Origin of the sequence: Paractinoplanes abujensis (genome assembly GCF_014204895.1) — a bacterium.
GTDB classification, from domain to species: Bacteria; Actinomycetota; Actinomycetes; order Mycobacteriales; family Micromonosporaceae; genus Actinoplanes; species Actinoplanes abujensis.
In genome coordinates this window covers 8,833,760-8,849,803 of sequence record NZ_JACHMF010000001.1, presented here as the reverse complement: position 1 = coordinate 8,849,803, position 16,044 = coordinate 8,833,760, and the positions used below count along the sequence as shown (strand labels likewise).

The 16,044-nt window shown below is 72.0% G+C and carries 15 protein-coding genes and 1 riboswitch; of the genes, 7 read left to right on the top strand and 8 right to left on the bottom strand.

Annotated features, from left to right (window positions below):
* The first annotated feature begins 52 nt into the window (after positions 1–52).
* The 3 genes from BKA14_RS40830 to BKA14_RS40820 all read left to right on the top strand — a co-directional run bounded on the left by BKA14_RS40830 (position 53) and on the right by BKA14_RS40820 (position 5,024).
* Positions 53–2,800 carry an ATP-binding protein gene (locus BKA14_RS40830; RefSeq protein WP_184956071.1) on the top strand — a complete coding sequence of 916 codons (2,748 nt, stop codon included), beginning with the start codon at positions 53–55 and terminating at the stop codon, positions 2,798–2,800.
* A gap of 32 nt (positions 2,801–2,832) precedes the next feature.
* Entirely contained in the window at positions 2,833–3,270 is a 438-nt protein-coding gene (locus BKA14_RS40825) for a MarR family winged helix-turn-helix transcriptional regulator (RefSeq protein ID WP_184956070.1), read from the top strand.
* A gap of 329 nt (positions 3,271–3,599) precedes the next feature.
* The gene (locus BKA14_RS40820) at positions 3,600–5,024 is read left to right on the top strand and encodes an MATE family efflux transporter (protein ID WP_184956069.1); all 1,425 of its coding nucleotides are present in this window, start codon (positions 3,600–3,602) and stop codon (positions 5,022–5,024) included.
* Between the two features lie 16 nt (positions 5,025–5,040).
* Here BKA14_RS40820 and thrS read toward each other — a convergent pair whose 3' ends face one another.
* Positions 5,041–7,041 carry a threonine--tRNA ligase gene (gene thrS, locus BKA14_RS40815; RefSeq protein WP_184956068.1) on the bottom strand — a complete coding sequence of 667 codons (2,001 nt, stop codon included), beginning with the start codon at positions 7,039–7,041 and terminating at the stop codon, positions 5,041–5,043.
* Between the two features lie 140 nt (positions 7,042–7,181).
* Between thrS and BKA14_RS40810 the strand changes: the two genes are divergently transcribed.
* A complete protein-coding gene (locus BKA14_RS40810) occupies positions 7,182–7,700 on the top strand; it encodes a SigE family RNA polymerase sigma factor (protein WP_184956067.1) in 519 nt (172 codons plus the stop codon).
* Positions 7,687–8,334 carry a hypothetical protein gene (locus BKA14_RS40805; protein WP_184956066.1) on the top strand — a complete coding sequence of 216 codons (648 nt, stop codon included), beginning with the start codon at positions 7,687–7,689 and terminating at the stop codon, positions 8,332–8,334. The genes BKA14_RS40810 and BKA14_RS40805 overlap by 14 nt, the downstream gene beginning before the upstream one ends.
* Here the strand turns inward: BKA14_RS40805 and BKA14_RS40800 are convergent.
* A complete protein-coding gene (locus tag BKA14_RS40800; protein WP_184956065.1) occupies positions 8,324–9,208 on the bottom strand; it encodes a hypothetical protein in 885 nt (294 codons plus the stop codon). The two genes, BKA14_RS40805 and BKA14_RS40800, sit on opposite strands and share 11 nt — an antisense overlap.
* Before the next feature lie 4 nt (positions 9,209–9,212).
* Positions 9,213–9,530: a hypothetical protein gene (locus tag BKA14_RS40795; RefSeq protein WP_184956064.1), complete on the bottom strand. Its 318-nt coding sequence runs from the start codon at positions 9,528–9,530 to the stop codon at positions 9,213–9,215.
* Positions 9,531–9,719: 189 nt separating this feature from the next.
* Here BKA14_RS40795 and BKA14_RS40790 point away from each other — a divergent pair, with 189 nt between their 5' ends.
* Complete coding sequence (locus BKA14_RS40790) at positions 9,720–11,336, top strand: gamma-glutamyltransferase (protein ID WP_184956063.1); 1,617 nt, start codon at positions 9,720–9,722, stop codon at positions 11,334–11,336.
* Between the two features lie 248 nt (positions 11,337–11,584).
* On the opposite strand, the gene BKA14_RS40785 is transcribed toward BKA14_RS40790, so the two are convergent.
* From BKA14_RS40785 to BKA14_RS40775, 3 genes are read right to left on the bottom strand one after another with little or no spacing between them, the layout of a single operon-like run.
* Positions 11,585–12,073 (bottom strand): DUF4240 domain-containing protein, encoded by a 489-nt coding sequence (locus BKA14_RS40785; protein WP_184956062.1) that lies wholly within the window; start codon positions 12,071–12,073, stop codon positions 11,585–11,587.
* Between the two features lie 27 nt (positions 12,074–12,100).
* Positions 12,101–12,541, bottom strand: coding sequence for an NUDIX hydrolase (locus tag BKA14_RS40780; RefSeq protein WP_184956061.1), 441 nt, complete (start codon positions 12,539–12,541; stop codon positions 12,101–12,103).
* On the bottom strand, positions 12,538–13,686 hold the full coding sequence (locus BKA14_RS40775; RefSeq protein ID WP_184956060.1) for an aminotransferase class V-fold PLP-dependent enzyme: 1,149 nt from the start codon (positions 13,684–13,686) through the stop codon (positions 12,538–12,540). The genes BKA14_RS40780 and BKA14_RS40775 overlap by 4 nt, the downstream gene beginning before the upstream one ends.
* Before the next feature lie 15 nt (positions 13,687–13,701).
* Positions 13,702–13,818, bottom strand: a riboswitch (SAM riboswitch).
* A gap of 58 nt (positions 13,819–13,876) precedes the next feature.
* Between BKA14_RS40775 and BKA14_RS40770 the strand changes: the two genes are divergently transcribed.
* Positions 13,877–14,677: a DUF1684 domain-containing protein gene (locus tag BKA14_RS40770; protein WP_184956059.1), complete on the top strand. Its 801-nt coding sequence runs from the start codon at positions 13,877–13,879 to the stop codon at positions 14,675–14,677.
* On the opposite strand, the gene BKA14_RS40765 is transcribed toward BKA14_RS40770, so the two are convergent.
* The gene (locus tag BKA14_RS40765) at positions 14,647–15,498 is read right to left on the bottom strand and encodes an NAD-dependent epimerase/dehydratase family protein (RefSeq protein ID WP_184956058.1); all 852 of its coding nucleotides are present in this window, start codon (positions 15,496–15,498) and stop codon (positions 14,647–14,649) included. The two genes, BKA14_RS40770 and BKA14_RS40765, sit on opposite strands and share 31 nt — an antisense overlap.
* Positions 15,499–15,508: 10 nt before the next feature.
* A complete protein-coding gene (locus BKA14_RS40760) occupies positions 15,509–15,973 on the bottom strand; it encodes a MarR family winged helix-turn-helix transcriptional regulator (RefSeq protein ID WP_239092653.1) in 465 nt (154 codons plus the stop codon).
* Positions 15,974–16,044 lie beyond the last annotated feature (71 nt).

Sequence of the window (16,044 nt, the reverse complement as noted above, 5' to 3'; positions counted from 1 at the left end):
ACATCGGTCAGAGCACCTACGAAGACCCGATCGCCTACCTAAAGTTTCTCCCGTGGTGGCCAGCCCCGTGCTCGTCGGCCGCGAGGACCTGCTCGCCCTCGCCGACCGGCGCCTCGCCGCGCCCACCGGGGAGTTGCTGTTCCTGGCGGGTGAGGCCGGCATCGGCAAGACCCGGCTGCTCACCGAGATCGTGCGCCGGGGCCGGGCCCTGGGCTACGCGGTGGCCGCCGCGGGCGCCGCGCCGGGCGACACCGAAGTGGCCGGGGGCCTGCTGGCCGATCTGGGGACAGAGCTGCGGCGCGACCCGGCCACGGCCGCGGCCGGGCAGCGTCTCGGCGAGCGGCTGCACGAGCTGGCCGGGGCCGACGGCGACGCGGCCCGCCGGCGTCGTCTGCTCGTGGCCGACCTGGCCGAGCTGATCGCCCGTCCCGGCGGCACCGGATCGGAGTTCCTGATCACGCTGGAGGACCTGCACTGGGCCGACGACCTGACGCTCGACGTGCTGGCCCGGCTGGCCCGGCACGCCGCGTCGGCCCGCCTGATGGTCGTCGGCACCTATCGGTCGGACGAGCTCTATCCCCGCGTGCCCATGCGGCAGTGGCGCACCCGCCTGCTCACCCAGCGGCTGGCCGAGGAGGTGCGGCTGCCCCGCTTCGGCCCGGCCGAGACCGCCGCCATGGCCGCTGCGATCACCGGGTCCGGCCTGTCCACCGCCGCGGCGGCCGCCCTGCACAACCGCAGCGACGGCATCCCGTTGCACGTCGAGGAGTTCCTCGCGGGCGACGCCACCGACGTGCCGGACACGCTGGCCGACGCCGTGCTGGCCCGCGCCGACCCGTTGCGGCCGGGCACCCGCCGGGTGGCCGAGGCGGCCGCGGTGCTGGGCCGGTCGTTCGACCTCGACCTGCTCACCACGCTGACCGGCGAGCCGCCCGAAGTCGTGGACGAGGCGCTGCGCGAACTGATCGAGACCTTCTTCGTCAAGCCCGGCGCCGACGGGTCCGGCTACGACTTCCGGCATGCCCTGATCCGCGACGCGCTCTACGCCGGCATCACCCCGCACCGGCGCCGTGACCTGCACGCCCGGGCGGCCGCCGCCGATCTGCCGGACGCGCTCGCCAGCGACCACTACGAGCGGGCGGGCCGGTTCGACGAGGCCTTCGGGCACGCGCGGGCGGCGGCCCGGGAGGCGTCGGCGTTGTCGGCCCACCGCGAGGCCGCCGAGCTCTACCGCCGGGCCCGGCGCACCTGGCCCGCCCGGCTGCCCCGCGCCGACTGGGCGGGGCTGCTGGCCGCGCTGGCCTGCGAGCTGTCCGCGATCGACGAGAACGAGGAGGCCGCGGCCTGCTACGCCGAGGCGTACGAGGTGCGGCTGGCCCTGGGCGACGAGGCGGGCGCGGCGGCGCTGGTGCCGGACTGGGTGGCCGTGCGGCACCTGCTGGGCGCGAGCCTCGAGGACCGGGCCGCGGCGTTGCGGGCGGCGTTGGCGCGAAGCGCGAAACCGGGCGAGATCCACGCCGAGCTGGCGGCGGCGTACATGCTGGACCGCCGGCTCGACGAGGCGCTGGCCGACGGGGAACAGGCCCGCGCGCTCGGCGTCGACGACCGGACCCGCTGCCACCTCGACGCCACGATCGGCTCGGTGCTGCTCTTCGCGGGCCGCACCGCCGAGGGCACCGGCCTGCTGCGGGCCGCGATCACCAAAGCCACCGGCCTGCGGCTCGAGGCCCAGGCCGCGCGCTCCTACCGGATGCTCGGCACGTCGATGTCGGTGCTGGTCGACTACGAGACGGCGGCGGCCACGCTGGCCGAGGGGATCGCGTACGCCGAGCGGGTCGAACAGTTCAACGACCGGCACTACATGGCGGCTCACCGGGCCCACGTGCAGTGGGCCACGGGTGACTGGGCGGGCGCCGCCGCGACGGCCCGGCAGGCGCTGGCTGACGGTGCGGGCGGAATCACCACCGAGATCACGGCGCGGCACGTCCTCGGCTACGTCGCGCTGGGGCGGGGATCGTACGGGGAAGCGGTCTCGCATCTGGAAACGGCGGAGCGCCTGGCCTCGGGCATGCGCGAGCTGCAGCGCCTCTCGCCCGCGTGGTGGGGGCTGGCCGAGACGGCGCTGGCCCGGGGCGACCTCGCGACCGCGCTGACGCGATGCGAGCAGGGTTACGCGGCGTCGGCCGCCGTCCGCGATGCCGCCTACCTTTTCCCGTACGTCGTGACGGGCGTCCGCGCGCACCTGGCCGGCTCGGACCCGACCGCCGCCCGCGCATGGCTGGCCCGCACCTCGGCCCTGTTGCGGCTGCGGGCCATCCCGGGCACGCTGGGCGCCCTCGACCACGCCGAGGGCCTGATCCACCTGCACGAGGGCCGCACCGGCCAGGCCCGCCGGGCGCTGGCCGCCGCGGCCGCCTTCTGGTCGGGTCGCCACCGCTTCTGGGAGGGCACCGCGATCCTGCTCGACCAGGCCCGCTGCGCGACCCGCGCCCGCCGCCCGGCCGAGGCCGCCGCGTTCCGGGCTTCCGCCACCCACGCCTACGCCGCCGCCACCGCGACGTCCACGCCGCCGGACGCGCCCCCGGCTCCTCCCCGTTCCGAGGCCTCGGTGCTGTCGTCGCGGGAGGTCGAGGTCGCCCGCCTGGTGGCTCAGGGCCTCACGAACCGGGAGATCGCCGCCTCGCTGACCATCGCGCCCAAGACCGCCGCCGCTCACGTCGAGCACATCCGCACCAAGCTCGGCGTCTCCCGGCGGGCCCAGATCGCGACGTGGGTCACCGCCAGTCAGTTAGGGCGTTGACAGTTAGAGTTCTAACTGTTAGCTTTCTCAGTATGGAAGCACCCAGACTCACCACCTCGCTCGAGCTCCTCCGCTGGATCGGCTGGGCCCAGCGCAAGGCGGCCGAGGACTGGGTACGGGAGCGCGAGCTCAGCTTCGAGCAGAGCTTCGTGCTCGGCTACCTGGGGCAGAACCCCGGGGCCATCCAGCGGGACATCGCCGAGATCACCCGCACCAGCGCGGCCAGCGTGTCGAGCCTTCTGCAGGGGCTCGAACGACGTGGGCTCGTCGAGCGCCGCACGGAGCCCGGCAACGAACGCAGCAAACGCGTCTTCGCGACGCCGGCCGGGGCCGAGCTGATCGCCGGGTTCGAGACCGCGATGGCCGACGCCGACGCGACGATCCTGGCCCCGCTCGATGACGACGAGCGGGCCACCCTCCAGACCCTCCTCGAAAAGATCACTGCCGAACTACCGAGACCCACCCGCTAAACACCCCACTCACCTCATCCGCGACGGCACCGCCGCCGCGCACCCCCGCACGCCCGCGCCACCCCCTGGCCCCACACCGCGCTGACGGGCGCCGCCATCACGACCACAGCACCCAGCCCGTCGCAACACCCGCCCCGACGGGAAGCCGCGAACCCGTCGACCGTCGCCGCTGAGCATCAGCCGCCCGCCCCGACGCCGAGCCGGCCACCGCACCTCGCCGACCCGCTCGGGATCACGCCGTAAGACCCGGCGAACCCATCCGCTCCGGACATCACACCGTGCCGCATCCGCGACTCAGTGCTGCCCGGATATATCCGAAAGAGGCACACATGAGCGCCACCACCGAAGCCGTCGGCAGCAACCGCTGGTACCTCTCCACCGCCCCGATCCTGCGCGCGCTCGTGCACCTCTGTGTGCCCATGGCCGCCGCGATGATCGTCGGGGCCGTCTACAACGTGATCAACGCCGGTTTCGTCGGTTCGCAGCACGACACCGCGCTGCTGGCCGCGATCACCTTCGGCACCCCGCTGCTCGGTCTGGTCATGGCGATCGGCGGCGTGTTCGGGGTCGGCGGCGGCGCGCTCATCTCCCGCCTGCTCGGGGCAGCGGAACACGACCCCGCGAAGGCGGGCGAGATCAGGCACGTCTCGTCGTTCGCCGTCTGGGGCTCGGTGATCACCGGCGCGGTCGTGGCCGGGGCCGGCCTGATGCTGCTGCACCCACTGGTGACGCTGCTCGGCGCGGACGCCGCCGCCGTGCCCGCGACCCGCGAGTACGTGGCCGTCATGCTGGCCTTCGTCCCCGTGCTGGCCGCCGCGTTCTGCCTGGAGCAGCTCGTACGGGCCGAGGGCGCGGCCCGTCAGGCGATGATCGGCCTGATCCTGTCCACGGTGGCCAACGTCGTCTTCGACGTCGTGTTCATCCTGGTCCTCCACTGGGGTGTGGCCGGCGCGGCGCTCGGCACCGGCCTGGCCAACGCCGTCATGGTCGGCTACTTCGCGTTCTGGCTGACCCGTAACAGTGAGCACGTCAGCCTGGCCCCCCGCTGGTTCACCCTGAACAAGACCGTCGCCCAGCCCGTCTTCGGCATCGGGGTCGGCGAGCTGCTGCAGTCCGCGTTCATGATCGTGACGGTGCTCGTCCTGAACAACCTGGCTTCCGCGTACGGGGATGGTCCGCTCGCCGCCATGGGTGTCGCGGTCCGCATCGCGCAGGTGCCCGAGTTCCTGATCATGGGCGTCACGATGGGCGTGCTGCCGCTGCTGGCCTACACGTACGGCAAGGGCGACCGGGCCCGGCTCACGTCGGCTCTGCGGGCCTCCGCGGCCACGATCGGCGCGGTCATGCTGGTCTTCTGCGGCGGCGTTTTCCTGTTCCGCGAGCAGGTGCTCGGTGCGTTCTCGTCGGACCACGCCGTGCTCACTATCGGCGTCACCATCCTGGCCGCCCAGCTCGTCGCGACCGTGGCCAACGGCTTCACCGGCCTGATCACGTCGCTGTTCCAGGCGGCCGGGCTGGCCAAGCCCGCGATCGTGATGGGCATGGCCCAGGGCGTGCTGTTCATCCCGATCGTGCTGCTGGGCAACCTCTGGTACGGCCTGCCCGGCATCATCTGGGCCCTGACCGTCACCGAGTGCCTGGTCTTCGTGGCCGGCGCGGGCATGTGGCTGGCCTCGCGCGGCACGATCAACCGTGGCCTGGCCGAGGGCTCCCCCGAGCGCGCCGAAGCAGTGCTCGAGGAAGCCGCCGCGTAGGAGAGCGCGGGAACCGTCAGGCCGCCGACGGGCTCACGTTCGTACGGGATTTGACGATCTCGGCGACGTGGGCCACGGCCTCGTCCAGCGAGACCCCGTTGCGCTGCGACCCGTCGCGATAGCGGAAGCTGACCGTGCCCCCGTTGACGTCGTCGTCGCCGGCGATCGCCATGAACGGGATCTTCTGCTGCTGCGCCGTACGGATCTTCTTCTGCATCCGGTCGGAGGAGTAGTCGACCTCGGCCCGGATCCCCGCCGCCCGCAGCTTGGCCACGAACTCGGCCAGATAGTCGGCGTGGTCGTCGCGGATCGGGATGCCCACCACCTGCACGGGCGCCAGCCAGGCCGGGAACGCGCCCGCGTAGTGCTCGACCAGCACGCCGAAGAACCGCTCGATCGACCCGAACTTGGCCGAGTGGATCATGACCGGCTCCTGGCGGGTGCCGTCGGCCGCCTGGAACTCCAGCCCGAAGCGGGCCGGCTGGTTGAAGTCGTACTGGATGGTCGACATCTGCCACGTCCGGCCGATCGCATCCTTGGCCTGCACGCTGATCTTGGGACCGTAGAACGCCGCACCACCCGGGTCGAGCACCAGGTCGAGGCCGGACTCGGTGGCCGCGTCCTCCAGCACCTTGGTCGCCACCTCCCACTGCTCGTCCGTGCCGATGAACTTGTCGCTCTTCGGGTCGCGGGTCGACAGCTCCAGGTAGTAGTCGTCCAGGCCGAAGTCGTCGAGCAGCGAGCGGACGAAGGCGAGCAGGTGCTTGATCTCGCCCGGGGCCTGCTCGGCCGTCACGTACGAGTGGGAGTCGTCCTGGGTCAGACCCCGTACCCGGGTCAGGCCGTGCACCACGCCCGACTTCTCGTAGCGGTAGACCGTGCCGAACTCGAAGAAGCGCAGCGGCAGCTCACGGTAGGACCGCCCGCGCGACCGGAAGATCAGGTTGTGCCCGGGGCAGTTCATGGCCTTGAGGTAGTAGTTCGCGCCCTCCAGCTCCATGGGCGGGAACATCGTGTCCTTGTAGTACGGCAGGTGCCCGGAGGTGTGGAACAGCCCCTCCTTGCTGATGTGCGGCGTGCCGACGTACTGGAAGCCTTCCTCGATGTGACGGGCGCGGACGTAGTCCTCCATCTCGCGCTTGATGATGCCGCCCTTGGGGTGGAAGACGACCAGCCCGGAGCCGATCTCGTCGGGGAACGAGAACAGGTCGAGCTCGGTGCCCAGCTTGCGGTGGTCGCGCCGCTCGGCCTCGGCCAGCCGGTTCAGGTAGGCCTTGAGCTCGTCGCGGGACGGCCACGCGGTGCCGTAGATGCGCTGCAGCTGCGGGTTCTTCTCGGAACCGCGCCAGTACGCGGCGGCCGAACGCATCAGCTTGAACGCCGGGATGAGCCGGGTCGTGGGCAGGTGCGGACCGCGGCACAGGTCGCCCCAGACGCGCTTGCCGTCCTTGTCGAGGTTGTCGTAGTGGGTCAGGTCGCCCGCGCCGACCACGCTCAGCTCGGCGTCGTCGACGTCGCCCTTGATGTCGACGAGCTCCAGCTTGTACGGCTCCTGGGCCAGCTCGGCCTTGGCCTCGTCAAGCGACTTGTACTCCCGGCGGCGGAAGCTCTGCCCGGCCTTGACGATCTCCTGCATCCGCTTCTCGAGCTTCGTCAGGTCCTCGGGCTGGAACGGCTTGGGCACGTCGAAGTCGTAGTAGAAGCCGTCGGTGATGGGCGGGCCGATACCCAGCTTGGCCTCGGGGAAGACGTCCTGCACGGCCTGGGCCAGCACGTGCGCGGCCGAGTGGCGCAGCACATCGAGTCCGTCCGGCTCGTCGATCGCGACCGGGGTCACGTCGGTGTCGAGCTCGGGCCGCCAGTCCAGGTCGCGCAGGCGGCCGGCGGCGTCGCGCACGACCACGACCGCCTTGGGGCCCGACGTGGGGAGGCCGGCTGCGGCCACCGCATCGGCGGCCGTAGTCCCGGCCGGGACGACTAGAGGGTCGGCCACAGCGGGGGTACGGGGTGCGGACACGGTGATCTCCTTCAGCAATGAAAAGTCGCGGGAACCTTGACGATGCTAGTCGCCCGGAAATTCCCGCGATGAACGAGCAACCTTTCTCGGCTCGTACTCCACTAACAGGTGAGTGACTCCGGCTGTTCGGAAAGGACCGTGTGACCGATCCCGCGGACGCCCAGCGACTCTTCGAAGCGCATCACGCCGACCTGTCCCGCCTGGCCTACCTGCTCACCGGTGAGCCGGGGGCGGCCGACGACCTGGCGGCGGACGCCTTCGTGGAGATCTGGCGGCACTGGGACCGGGTGGCGGCGGCCGGCAACCCCGTCGCGTACGCCCGGGGGATCGTGACCAACCTGGCCCGTCAGTGGATCAAGCGGCGGGTGCGGGAACGGGCCGGTCTGCTCGGGTTGACCCTGGTGCGCCGCGGGGGCGGCGAACCCGACCCGGACACGGTGCTCGACGTGCGGGCGGCGCTGCGCCGGTTGCCGCCGCGCCGGCGGGAGTGCGTGGTCCTGCGGTACGCCTTCGACGTGCCGGAGCGCGAGGTGGCCGAGATCCTGGGCATCTCCGTGGGCGCTGTGAAGAGCCAGACCTCCCGCGGCGCGGCCCAGCTCAGCACGTATCTGAAGGACCTACCGATGGCGACAGGGAAGAGGTCGGATGCCGCTGGATGACGATCACCTGCGCGGCGTGCTGCGCGCGGAAGCCGATCGGCACACGCCGGACCGGGAAGCCATGCTGGAGCGCATCGAGCGCGGGCGGCCGGCTTCCCGCTTCCCCCGCGTGTTGCGTCCGGCTGCGGCCGCGTTGGCCGTCGTCGTGGTGGTGGCTACCGTCGTGGCCGGGGTGCGCCGGGCCGACGCGCCCGATCCGCGGCCCCCCATCGCCGCGTCCCCCGTTCCCACCCTCAGGTTCTCAACCCCTTCCCCCGTACGGGGAAAAGGTCTGTCAGCCGTGGGGAAGCGCGACGCGCACTCGTTTGCCAGCTGGTCGCAGCAGCAGGTCACGCTGCACACGGACGGGGAGATCAGGCGGCTCGACGTGACGATCAGGATCGCCCGCTCGGAACAGGTGGCCGACACCGGGCGCTGGACGTCGATCCCGGCCGAGATGGTCAGCGCGTCGATCGCCGTGGAGCAGAAAGCGCTGATCTACCGCTTCACGTTGAAGCCGGGCGGCACCCTCGCCCCCGGCTCCTACGTGTTCGCGGCCCAGTTCAACCACGCCATCGAGCCGCGCGCCCTCACCGGCGACGCCTTCACGATCGTCGCCGGCGGGGTCACGCTGACCGGGGGATTCAGCGCCTGACCAGCTCCGACTCGGCTTCGGCGCCGGGGGTGTAGGTCACGATGCGGCGGCCCCGGGCGCGGCGTTCGAGGTCGTCGAGCGCGGCCAGACGGCGGTCGATGTCGAGCTGGGCCCGGGTCAGGGCGCCGTCGTGCCGGTTCTGGTGCGCCTCCCGCGAGGCGAGCAGGGCCTCCCGGTCGCGGCGCAGCAGCAGGCGGTTGGCGGAGTCGCGGTCCTTGGCGGGCAGCCCGGTGGCGGCCCCGATGATCTCGGGGTGCTCGACGATCGCCCGGTCCTGCACGAGCGGATGCTGGGCCCGCCACCAGGACGACACCCGGCCCGGGTCGGCGCCCGCGTTCGCGAGTGCGAGCACGGCGGCCTCGTCGTACCGGGGGCGGTCGGTGTCCGGGATGACCGTGTCGCGGTACGTGTAGCTGGGCATGCGTTCCGCGGTCGCCCGGTCGTCCTCGTTGACCCGGGCCAGGATCTCGCTGATCTGGGCCGCGTACGAGGCCTGGTCGGCACTCCGGTCGAGCGGCGCGGTGATCGTCCCGTCGCGCAGATCAATCCGCAGGCCCCGCTGCTCGGCCTCGGCCACCAGCCCCAGCAGCAGCCGCCGGTGATACTCGACCGACCCGGCGTAGTCGCGGATGACCTCGGCGATGGTCACGCAGTGCACGTGCCCGGTGCCGACCTGCACCCGGATGTCGGCCCGCTTGTCCTGCGCGGCCTGTGAACTCGGCCCCGCCGGCCAGTGATGGGGCAGGTCCCGGGTGTGCCGGCCGAGTTCCTCGACGGCCGTGTCGAGATCGTGGGCCAGCCGGTCCCAGCGGCGGGCGATGGTGAGCAGGCGCCCGGTGTCGGCGTCGAGCAGCCCCGGCAACGTGATCGTCATCGAGTCACTCCCACGGCTTTCCGACGCCCCGGACACGCTCGGCGATGTCCTGGTCCACGGCGACGAAGTCCCCGGCCGCCGTCCGCAGGTCGTGGCCGAACTCGCGCACCAGCTGCCCGAGCCCGTCGACTGTGACCTCCCAGGCCCGCGCGGTCACGGCCAGCATCACGTCACACATGACGGCGCCCTCGACGGCTCCCCTGCCCTCGTACTCCCAGGTCCGGATCTCGCCGGCCACGGCGACGAGCCGCTCCCCCACCCCGTCGACCGCCTGCCCCATCGCCCGCACCTCCAGCGCGTCGATGCTGGTCATGTCATCCATCGATCAACCACCGTTCCGTTGATGTCGACTGCGGCTATCCCCACACGCCCCCCGCGCGCGGGCCGGTTCAGCCGACGCGCCGGTTGGTTCTGCAGGCGGCCGCTCTTGCCCCCGGCGCACGGGCCGGTTCCGCCGGCGGCCGCTCTTGCCCCCGCGCGCGCGGACCGGTTCGGTCGTAGGGTCGCCGGTATGCCTGTCGCGATCGCCGCGCCCCACCCGGCCGCCGTCGACGCCGCACGCGAGGTGGTCGCGGCCGGGGGCAACGCCTTCGACGCGGCCCTGGCGGCGGCCGCGGCCCTGACGGTCGCCTACCCCCACCAGTGCTCGGTGGGCGGCGACCTGGTCGCCATGGTGCGTCCGGCCCGTTCCCCCGTACGGGCGGTCCTCTCCATCGGCGCGGCGGCGCGCGCGGTCGACGTGACGGCCCTGGGCGACACGATGCCGCAGAGCGGCCCGCAGACGGTGACCGTGCCCGGCGTGGTCGCGGGGTGGGCCGCCGTGCACGAACTCGGGGCCCGCCTCCCCCTCGACCGCCTGCTGGCCTTCGCGGTGCGGCTCGCCTCCGCGGGCGTCGACCTGGCCCCGGGCCTGCGGGCGGCCGTGGAGAGGCGGATCGACGTCATCCGGGCCGATCCGGGACTGTCCGCGATCATGCTGCGCCCCCGGCTCGTGCAGCCGGCCCTGGCGCAGACCCTGGCCGCGATCGGGCGTGACTGGCGGTCTTTCTACACGGGACCGATCGTGGCCGGGGTGCGGGCGCTGGGCAGTCCGCTGACCGCCGCGGATTTCGCCGAGCACGCCGCGGAGGTCGGCGACCCCCTGCGTACGGTGGCCGGGGACGTCACCTGGCACGCCGCGCCACCGCCGGTGCAGGGCGCGACGTTCCTCGCGATCGTGGGCTCGCCGGCCCTGATCGCCGACAGCCACCGCGCCCAGGCCGCCCGCAACGCGCTGCTCGGCGATCCTCGCGGCGGCCCGATCTCCCTCGACGGGCTGCTTCTCCGGGGGCCGCAGGCTGATCCGCCTCTCCGGGGGCCGGAGGCTGATCCGCTTCTCCGAGCGCCCGAGGCTGGTCCGCCTCTCCGGGGGCCGCAGGCTGATCCGCTTCTCCGAGCGCCCGAGGCTGATCCGCCTCTCCGAGCGCCGGAGGCTGATCCGCCGGACGCCCGTACGGCGGGGCTGCCCGAGCCGGCCGGTGACACGGTGGCGGTGACAGCGGTCGACGACGAGGGCAATGCCGTCACTCTGATCCAGAGTGTCTTCGAGAGCTTCGGGGCCGGCCTGCTGGACCCGGCGACCGGGGTGGTGCTGCACAACCGGGGCTCCTCGTTCAGTCTCGACCCGTCGCATCCCGCCTACCTCCGGCCCGGCCTGCGTCCGCCGCACACGTTGTGCCCGGCCATCGCCACCACCGGAGAGAGCGTGGTCGCGCTCGGCTGCCAGGGCGGCCGGGCCCAGCCGTGGATCCTGGCCCAGCTGGCCCCCGACGTCCTGTCGGCCCCCGACCCCGGCGAACTGGCGGCGCGTCCACGGTGGATCGTCCGCGGCGACGACTTGATCCTCGAGCCGGGCCTGCCCGCCGACGCCTTTGCTCCGCGGGCCTCGACCGTGCCGACCGCGCCCGACGCCTTTGCTCCGCGGGCCTCGACCGTGCCGACCGCGCCCGACGCCTTTGCTCTGCGGATCTCGACCGTGCCGGCCCTGCACGACGACGCCGGCCACGTCCAGCTGTCCCGCCTGCGCCACGGTGTGCTTGACGCCGGAAGCGACCCCCGCGCCGACGGCCTCGCCGCGGTGCTTCCCTGACCGGATCCGTCCGCCACAGGCTCCACTCCCTCGCGGCGACCCTGGTGAGGGGTCGCCGGTGGTCCGGCATCAGCAGCTGCCGGACCACGCGACCTCGCACGACAGCCACCCCCTCCCCGGGGCGACTGCGCCCCGCCGCCCACAGCACCGGCAGCGGAGACGCGGATTGCTCCGCGACACCTAGTCATGTGAGCCCTAGGCATGGGTCAACTATGGCATGGCTCACGGAGCCCCGTCAACGTTCAGCTTCAGCGGCCCGGTGGCTCACTCGTGCCGCCGCGGTTCAGCAGACGGGCCACGCCGACAGCAGCACGAATCCACAGTGGCGGTTCAGACCCCGCCCACCCCTCGGCATTGCTGCCCGACTCGTAGTCGTACGGAGCCTCATGCGTCCACGGCAGTCCGGTTTTCCGCTCGTAGGCCGTCGACGCCACAGACAGCAGGTGCTCAGCCTCGCGGGTGGCATACCGGCGCAGTTTCCGAGGCTCGGCGAGCACTTCCTCGTACGCCGAAGGCCCGTCCGCCACAACAGCGCAGCGCACGTAAAGAAACCAGTCCCCCCGGGCCCGCGCGGCCCTGGCGTGCGGATAAGTGTCGATGGCATACAACAATGCCGCCAGCCGGTCCTCGAAACCGTATATGGCGGAGACTTCACGTCGGGCCAGTTCGTCGACGACGCGCCCGAATTCGCGGTCGTCCCCGAGGGTGATCAGCTGCCAGAAGTCGCCGGGTTCCATTCCACGATTGTCCCGTGAGGACAATTTTCACAACAATGCGGTCAGTGGCGCCCGGATGCTGGGTGGAAACACATTCAGCGGCTCGAAGTCGGCCGGGGTGGCCCACAGCAATTCGAAACTGTTGAGCGGCCCGTTCTCGACGGCCTCGGGCCCGGACAGCACGGGCGTGCCCTCGACGTCGGTCATGAGGAAATAGACAGCCCGGCGTTTGGCGTGCCGGCCCGACCACAGTTGACGCTCGATCCGTGCCGTCATCGTGGTCTCCTCGGTCAGCTCGCGCAGGACGGCTTCCTCGAACGACTCCCCGGGCTCGACACTCCCGCCCGGCAGCACGGCGTAGTGGTGACCCGCGCAGGCCAGGGCCCCGCGCGGGCACATCACGCACGGCCGGGGCCGCTGCAGGTAACGCTTCATCAGCAGGACGCGGCCCTCGGAGATCACGACGGCCACGGCGCGCGGTTGAGTCATGGGAACAGAATGCCGCACAGCCGGTCGATGTCGTCGTGGGTGGTGCCCAAGCCGAAGCTCACGCGCAGCAGGCCGCCGGTTCCGCAGTCGCCGCCACCGCCGAGGCGCCGCACCAGCGGGTGGGCGCAGAACATTCCCGCCCGGACGCCGATGCCGTGTTCACGCCCCAGCCGATCGGCGACGCCGACCGCGTCGGGCAGGGCGTACGAGACGATGCCGACGCGCGGCTGCCGTCCGCCGAAGAGGGTGACACCGTCGGGGAGCGAAGCGAGCAGCGAACGCTCATGGTCGTCCAGCTCGGCGCGATCGGCCTGCATCAGCGCCTCGCATACGGCGGCCAGAGCGACAGCTCCGATCAGGTTGGGGGTGCCGCCTTCGTGCCGCGCGGGTCCGGTGGCCCAGGTGACGTCGTGGTCGCCGACGGACAGGCTGGCGCCGCCGCCGCGCAGGTACGGTTCGGCCGCGTCCAGCCAATCGCTCCGCCCGGCCAGCACGCCCGCCCCGAACGGCGCGTACAGCTTGTGCCCGGAGAAGGCGACATAGTCCGTGCCCAGTTCGCTCAGGTTCACCGGCCGGTGCGGCGCCAGCTGAGCGGCATCGAGCAGAACCCTTCCCCCGTACGAGTGAGCCACGTCGGCCAGTTCCCGCACCGGCCAGATCTCCCCCGTCACATTGCTCGCGCCGGTCACGGCGAGCAGCGCGGGACCCCGTACGGACTCGAAAGCGGCCCGCACCGCCCGGACCGCCGCGTCGGGATCGGCCGGCGCGGGCAGGCGCACGGGTGACGGCCAGGGCAGCAGGTTGGCGTGGTGCTCGCCGTCGAACACGATCGTCGTGGTGCCCTCGGGCAGCGCGCGGGCCAGCAGGTTGAGCGAGTCCGTCGTGTTGCGCGTGAAGATGACGCTGTCGCCGTCGCGGGCGCCCACGAACTCGGCCACGGTGTCGCGGGCCCGCTCGTATTCGAGCGTCGACCGCTGCGACCGCAGCCCCGCGCCGCGGTGCACGCTGCCGTAATACGGGAGCAGATCCCGTACGGCGTCGGCCGCGGCCCGGACAGCGGGCGCCGAGGCCGCGTAGTCGAGGTGAACGAAACGTTGCCCGCCCACGGTCAGGTCGGCGCCGACGACATCGAGACGGTCAGACACAGCAAGGCCTCCGGAGGCTCGCGCTTGCCTGCGCCCGGCCGGGCGCAGACCTGGTCCTCACCCGGGGCACCCCATCGCGAACGCAAGGGTTGCCGGCCAGCAAGCCGGGGCTACGCGCTGGCACTCATGACCTTCCGAAGAGGCTAGCATCACGTAACTCCTATCGGTCAAGTAGGCATAGGCTGAACGCATGGACGAGCAGCTTTGGGCCGAGTGGCACGCCGAGCACGAGCGCACCCTCGCCGACCCGCATGGATTCCTGGCCGTCACCAGCCTCAACTTCCTCACCGCGACCCCGCAGCGCTTTCCCGACGCCCCCGGCGAGTGGAGCACCGGCCCGGCCGGCCCGGTCGTCACGCTGGCCCCCGGCGAGTCACTCACCGTCGACGGCACGGAGGTCACCGGCCGCCACGAGTTCGGCGTCCTCCCCGAACGCGGCGGCCGCAACGCCACCGCCGGCGACGCCGTCATCGAAGTGGCCAAGCGCGGCGGTTTCGACATCGTCCGCCCCCGCCACCCCGGCAATGCGCTGCGCACCCGGTTCCGCGGCACCCCCACGTACGAGCCCACCGACAAGTGGCAGCTGACCGGCCGCTACGTTCCCTTCGACACCCCGCAGGACGTCACGGTGGGCGCCGCCGTGGAGGGTTTGGAACACATCTACGAGTCCCCCGGCGTCGTCGAGTTCGAGGCCCTGGGCACCCCGCTCTCCCTCACAGTCTTCAACGGCCGCACCCCGGGATCGTTCTTCGCCCTGTTCACCGACGAGACGTCGGGCATCACCACGTACGCGGCCAACCGCAGCCTGGCCATCGCCGAGCCGGCCTCCGACGGCACAGTCACCCTCGACTTCAACCGCGCCACCAACCTGCCCTGCGCCTACACCGACTTCGCCACGTGCCCCCTGCCCCCGGCGGAGAACAAACTCCCCGTCCCCGTCGAGGCCGGCGAGAAAATCCCCTACGAACGCCAGCTGAACGCGGGCTCGTAGCCGAGCAGGCGGCGGGCCTTGTCGATGGAGAGCAGGGTCTCGTGTTCGGTGAGGTCTTTCTTGAGGGGCAGGTCGGGGAAGACCTCAGCCGCCAGGGCGGTGCTGGGCCGGGCCATCACCGTGTCGGCGTTGGCGATCACGAAGATCTCGACACCCGGCTTCCCGTACGCCAGGGACAGCCGGACGGCTTGGGCCCCGTCGCGGGCGTCGATGTAACCCCACGCGTTCCAGCTGCGGTGGTGCGGATCGGCGTCGTACGAGGGGAAGTCCTGGTAGTCGCCGGGTTCCATCACGTTGGAGAAGCGCAGGCCGACCATGGTCAGCGTGGGGTCCCAGCGGCAGAACTGGGCCGCCATCTGCTCCTCGAGGTGCTTGGCCAGCGAGTACGAGGAGTTGGGGCGGGCCGGGTACTCCTCGTCGGCCGGCAGGTACGGCGGCGGCGTGGTCTCGAAGGGCAGGCCGAGCACGGTTTCGCTGGACGCCCACACGACGGTCTTGATGCCGGCCGTACGGGCGGCGGCGAAGACGTTGTACGTCACCGTGATGTTGTTGTGGAACGTGGCCGCGTTGGGGAGCAGGCCGGGGGCGGGGATCGCGGCCAGGTGCACCACGGCGTCGATCTTGTCGTAGCGGTCGTCGACGGCGGTCAGCACGGAGACCGCCTGGCCGAAGTCTGACAAATCGACACGCGTGTAGGACGCCGCCGACGGCGGACCCGGCGCCAGGTCGAGGTTCACCACGTCGTTGCCGTGGTCGAGCAGGTCCTTGACGACGGCGCGGCCGAGTTTGCCGCTGCCTCCGGTCACCGCGATACGAGCCATGCCGACCTTTCTACCCCCGTACGAGATGGGCACGCAGGGCGGCCGCGATCTCGCCCGCCGCCGCGAGCTGTTCGGGGGTCAGCGCGTCGACGAAGAGTTCGCGGATGTCGCGCAGATGCGGCCGGGTCGCCGCCTGGAACGCGGCCAGCCCTTCCGGGGTGAGCACCACCTCGTGACCCCGGCTGTCGGTGGCGCACTCCTCGCGGCGGATCAGCCCGCGCTTCTCCATCCGGCCCAGGTGGTGCGACAACCGGCTGCGCTCCCAGCTGATCGCGGCGGCCAGCTCGGACGAGCGCAGCCGCTGCCCGGTGGCTTCGCTGAGCGCGAGCAGCACCGCGTAGTCCCCCGGCGAGAGCTGGGACGTCTGCTGCAGGCGGGCCGTCAGCTCGGCCCGCACCAGGTCCCCCGTCTCCAGGAAGTCACGCCAGACCCGGAGCTCGTCCCGGGTGGGAAATCGCCGTGTGCCAGCGCTCACAACTCCACCTCCTGTGATTGACGTGTCAATAGTAGCGGGCATAATTGACACGTCAATCAGCTTGAGAGGGT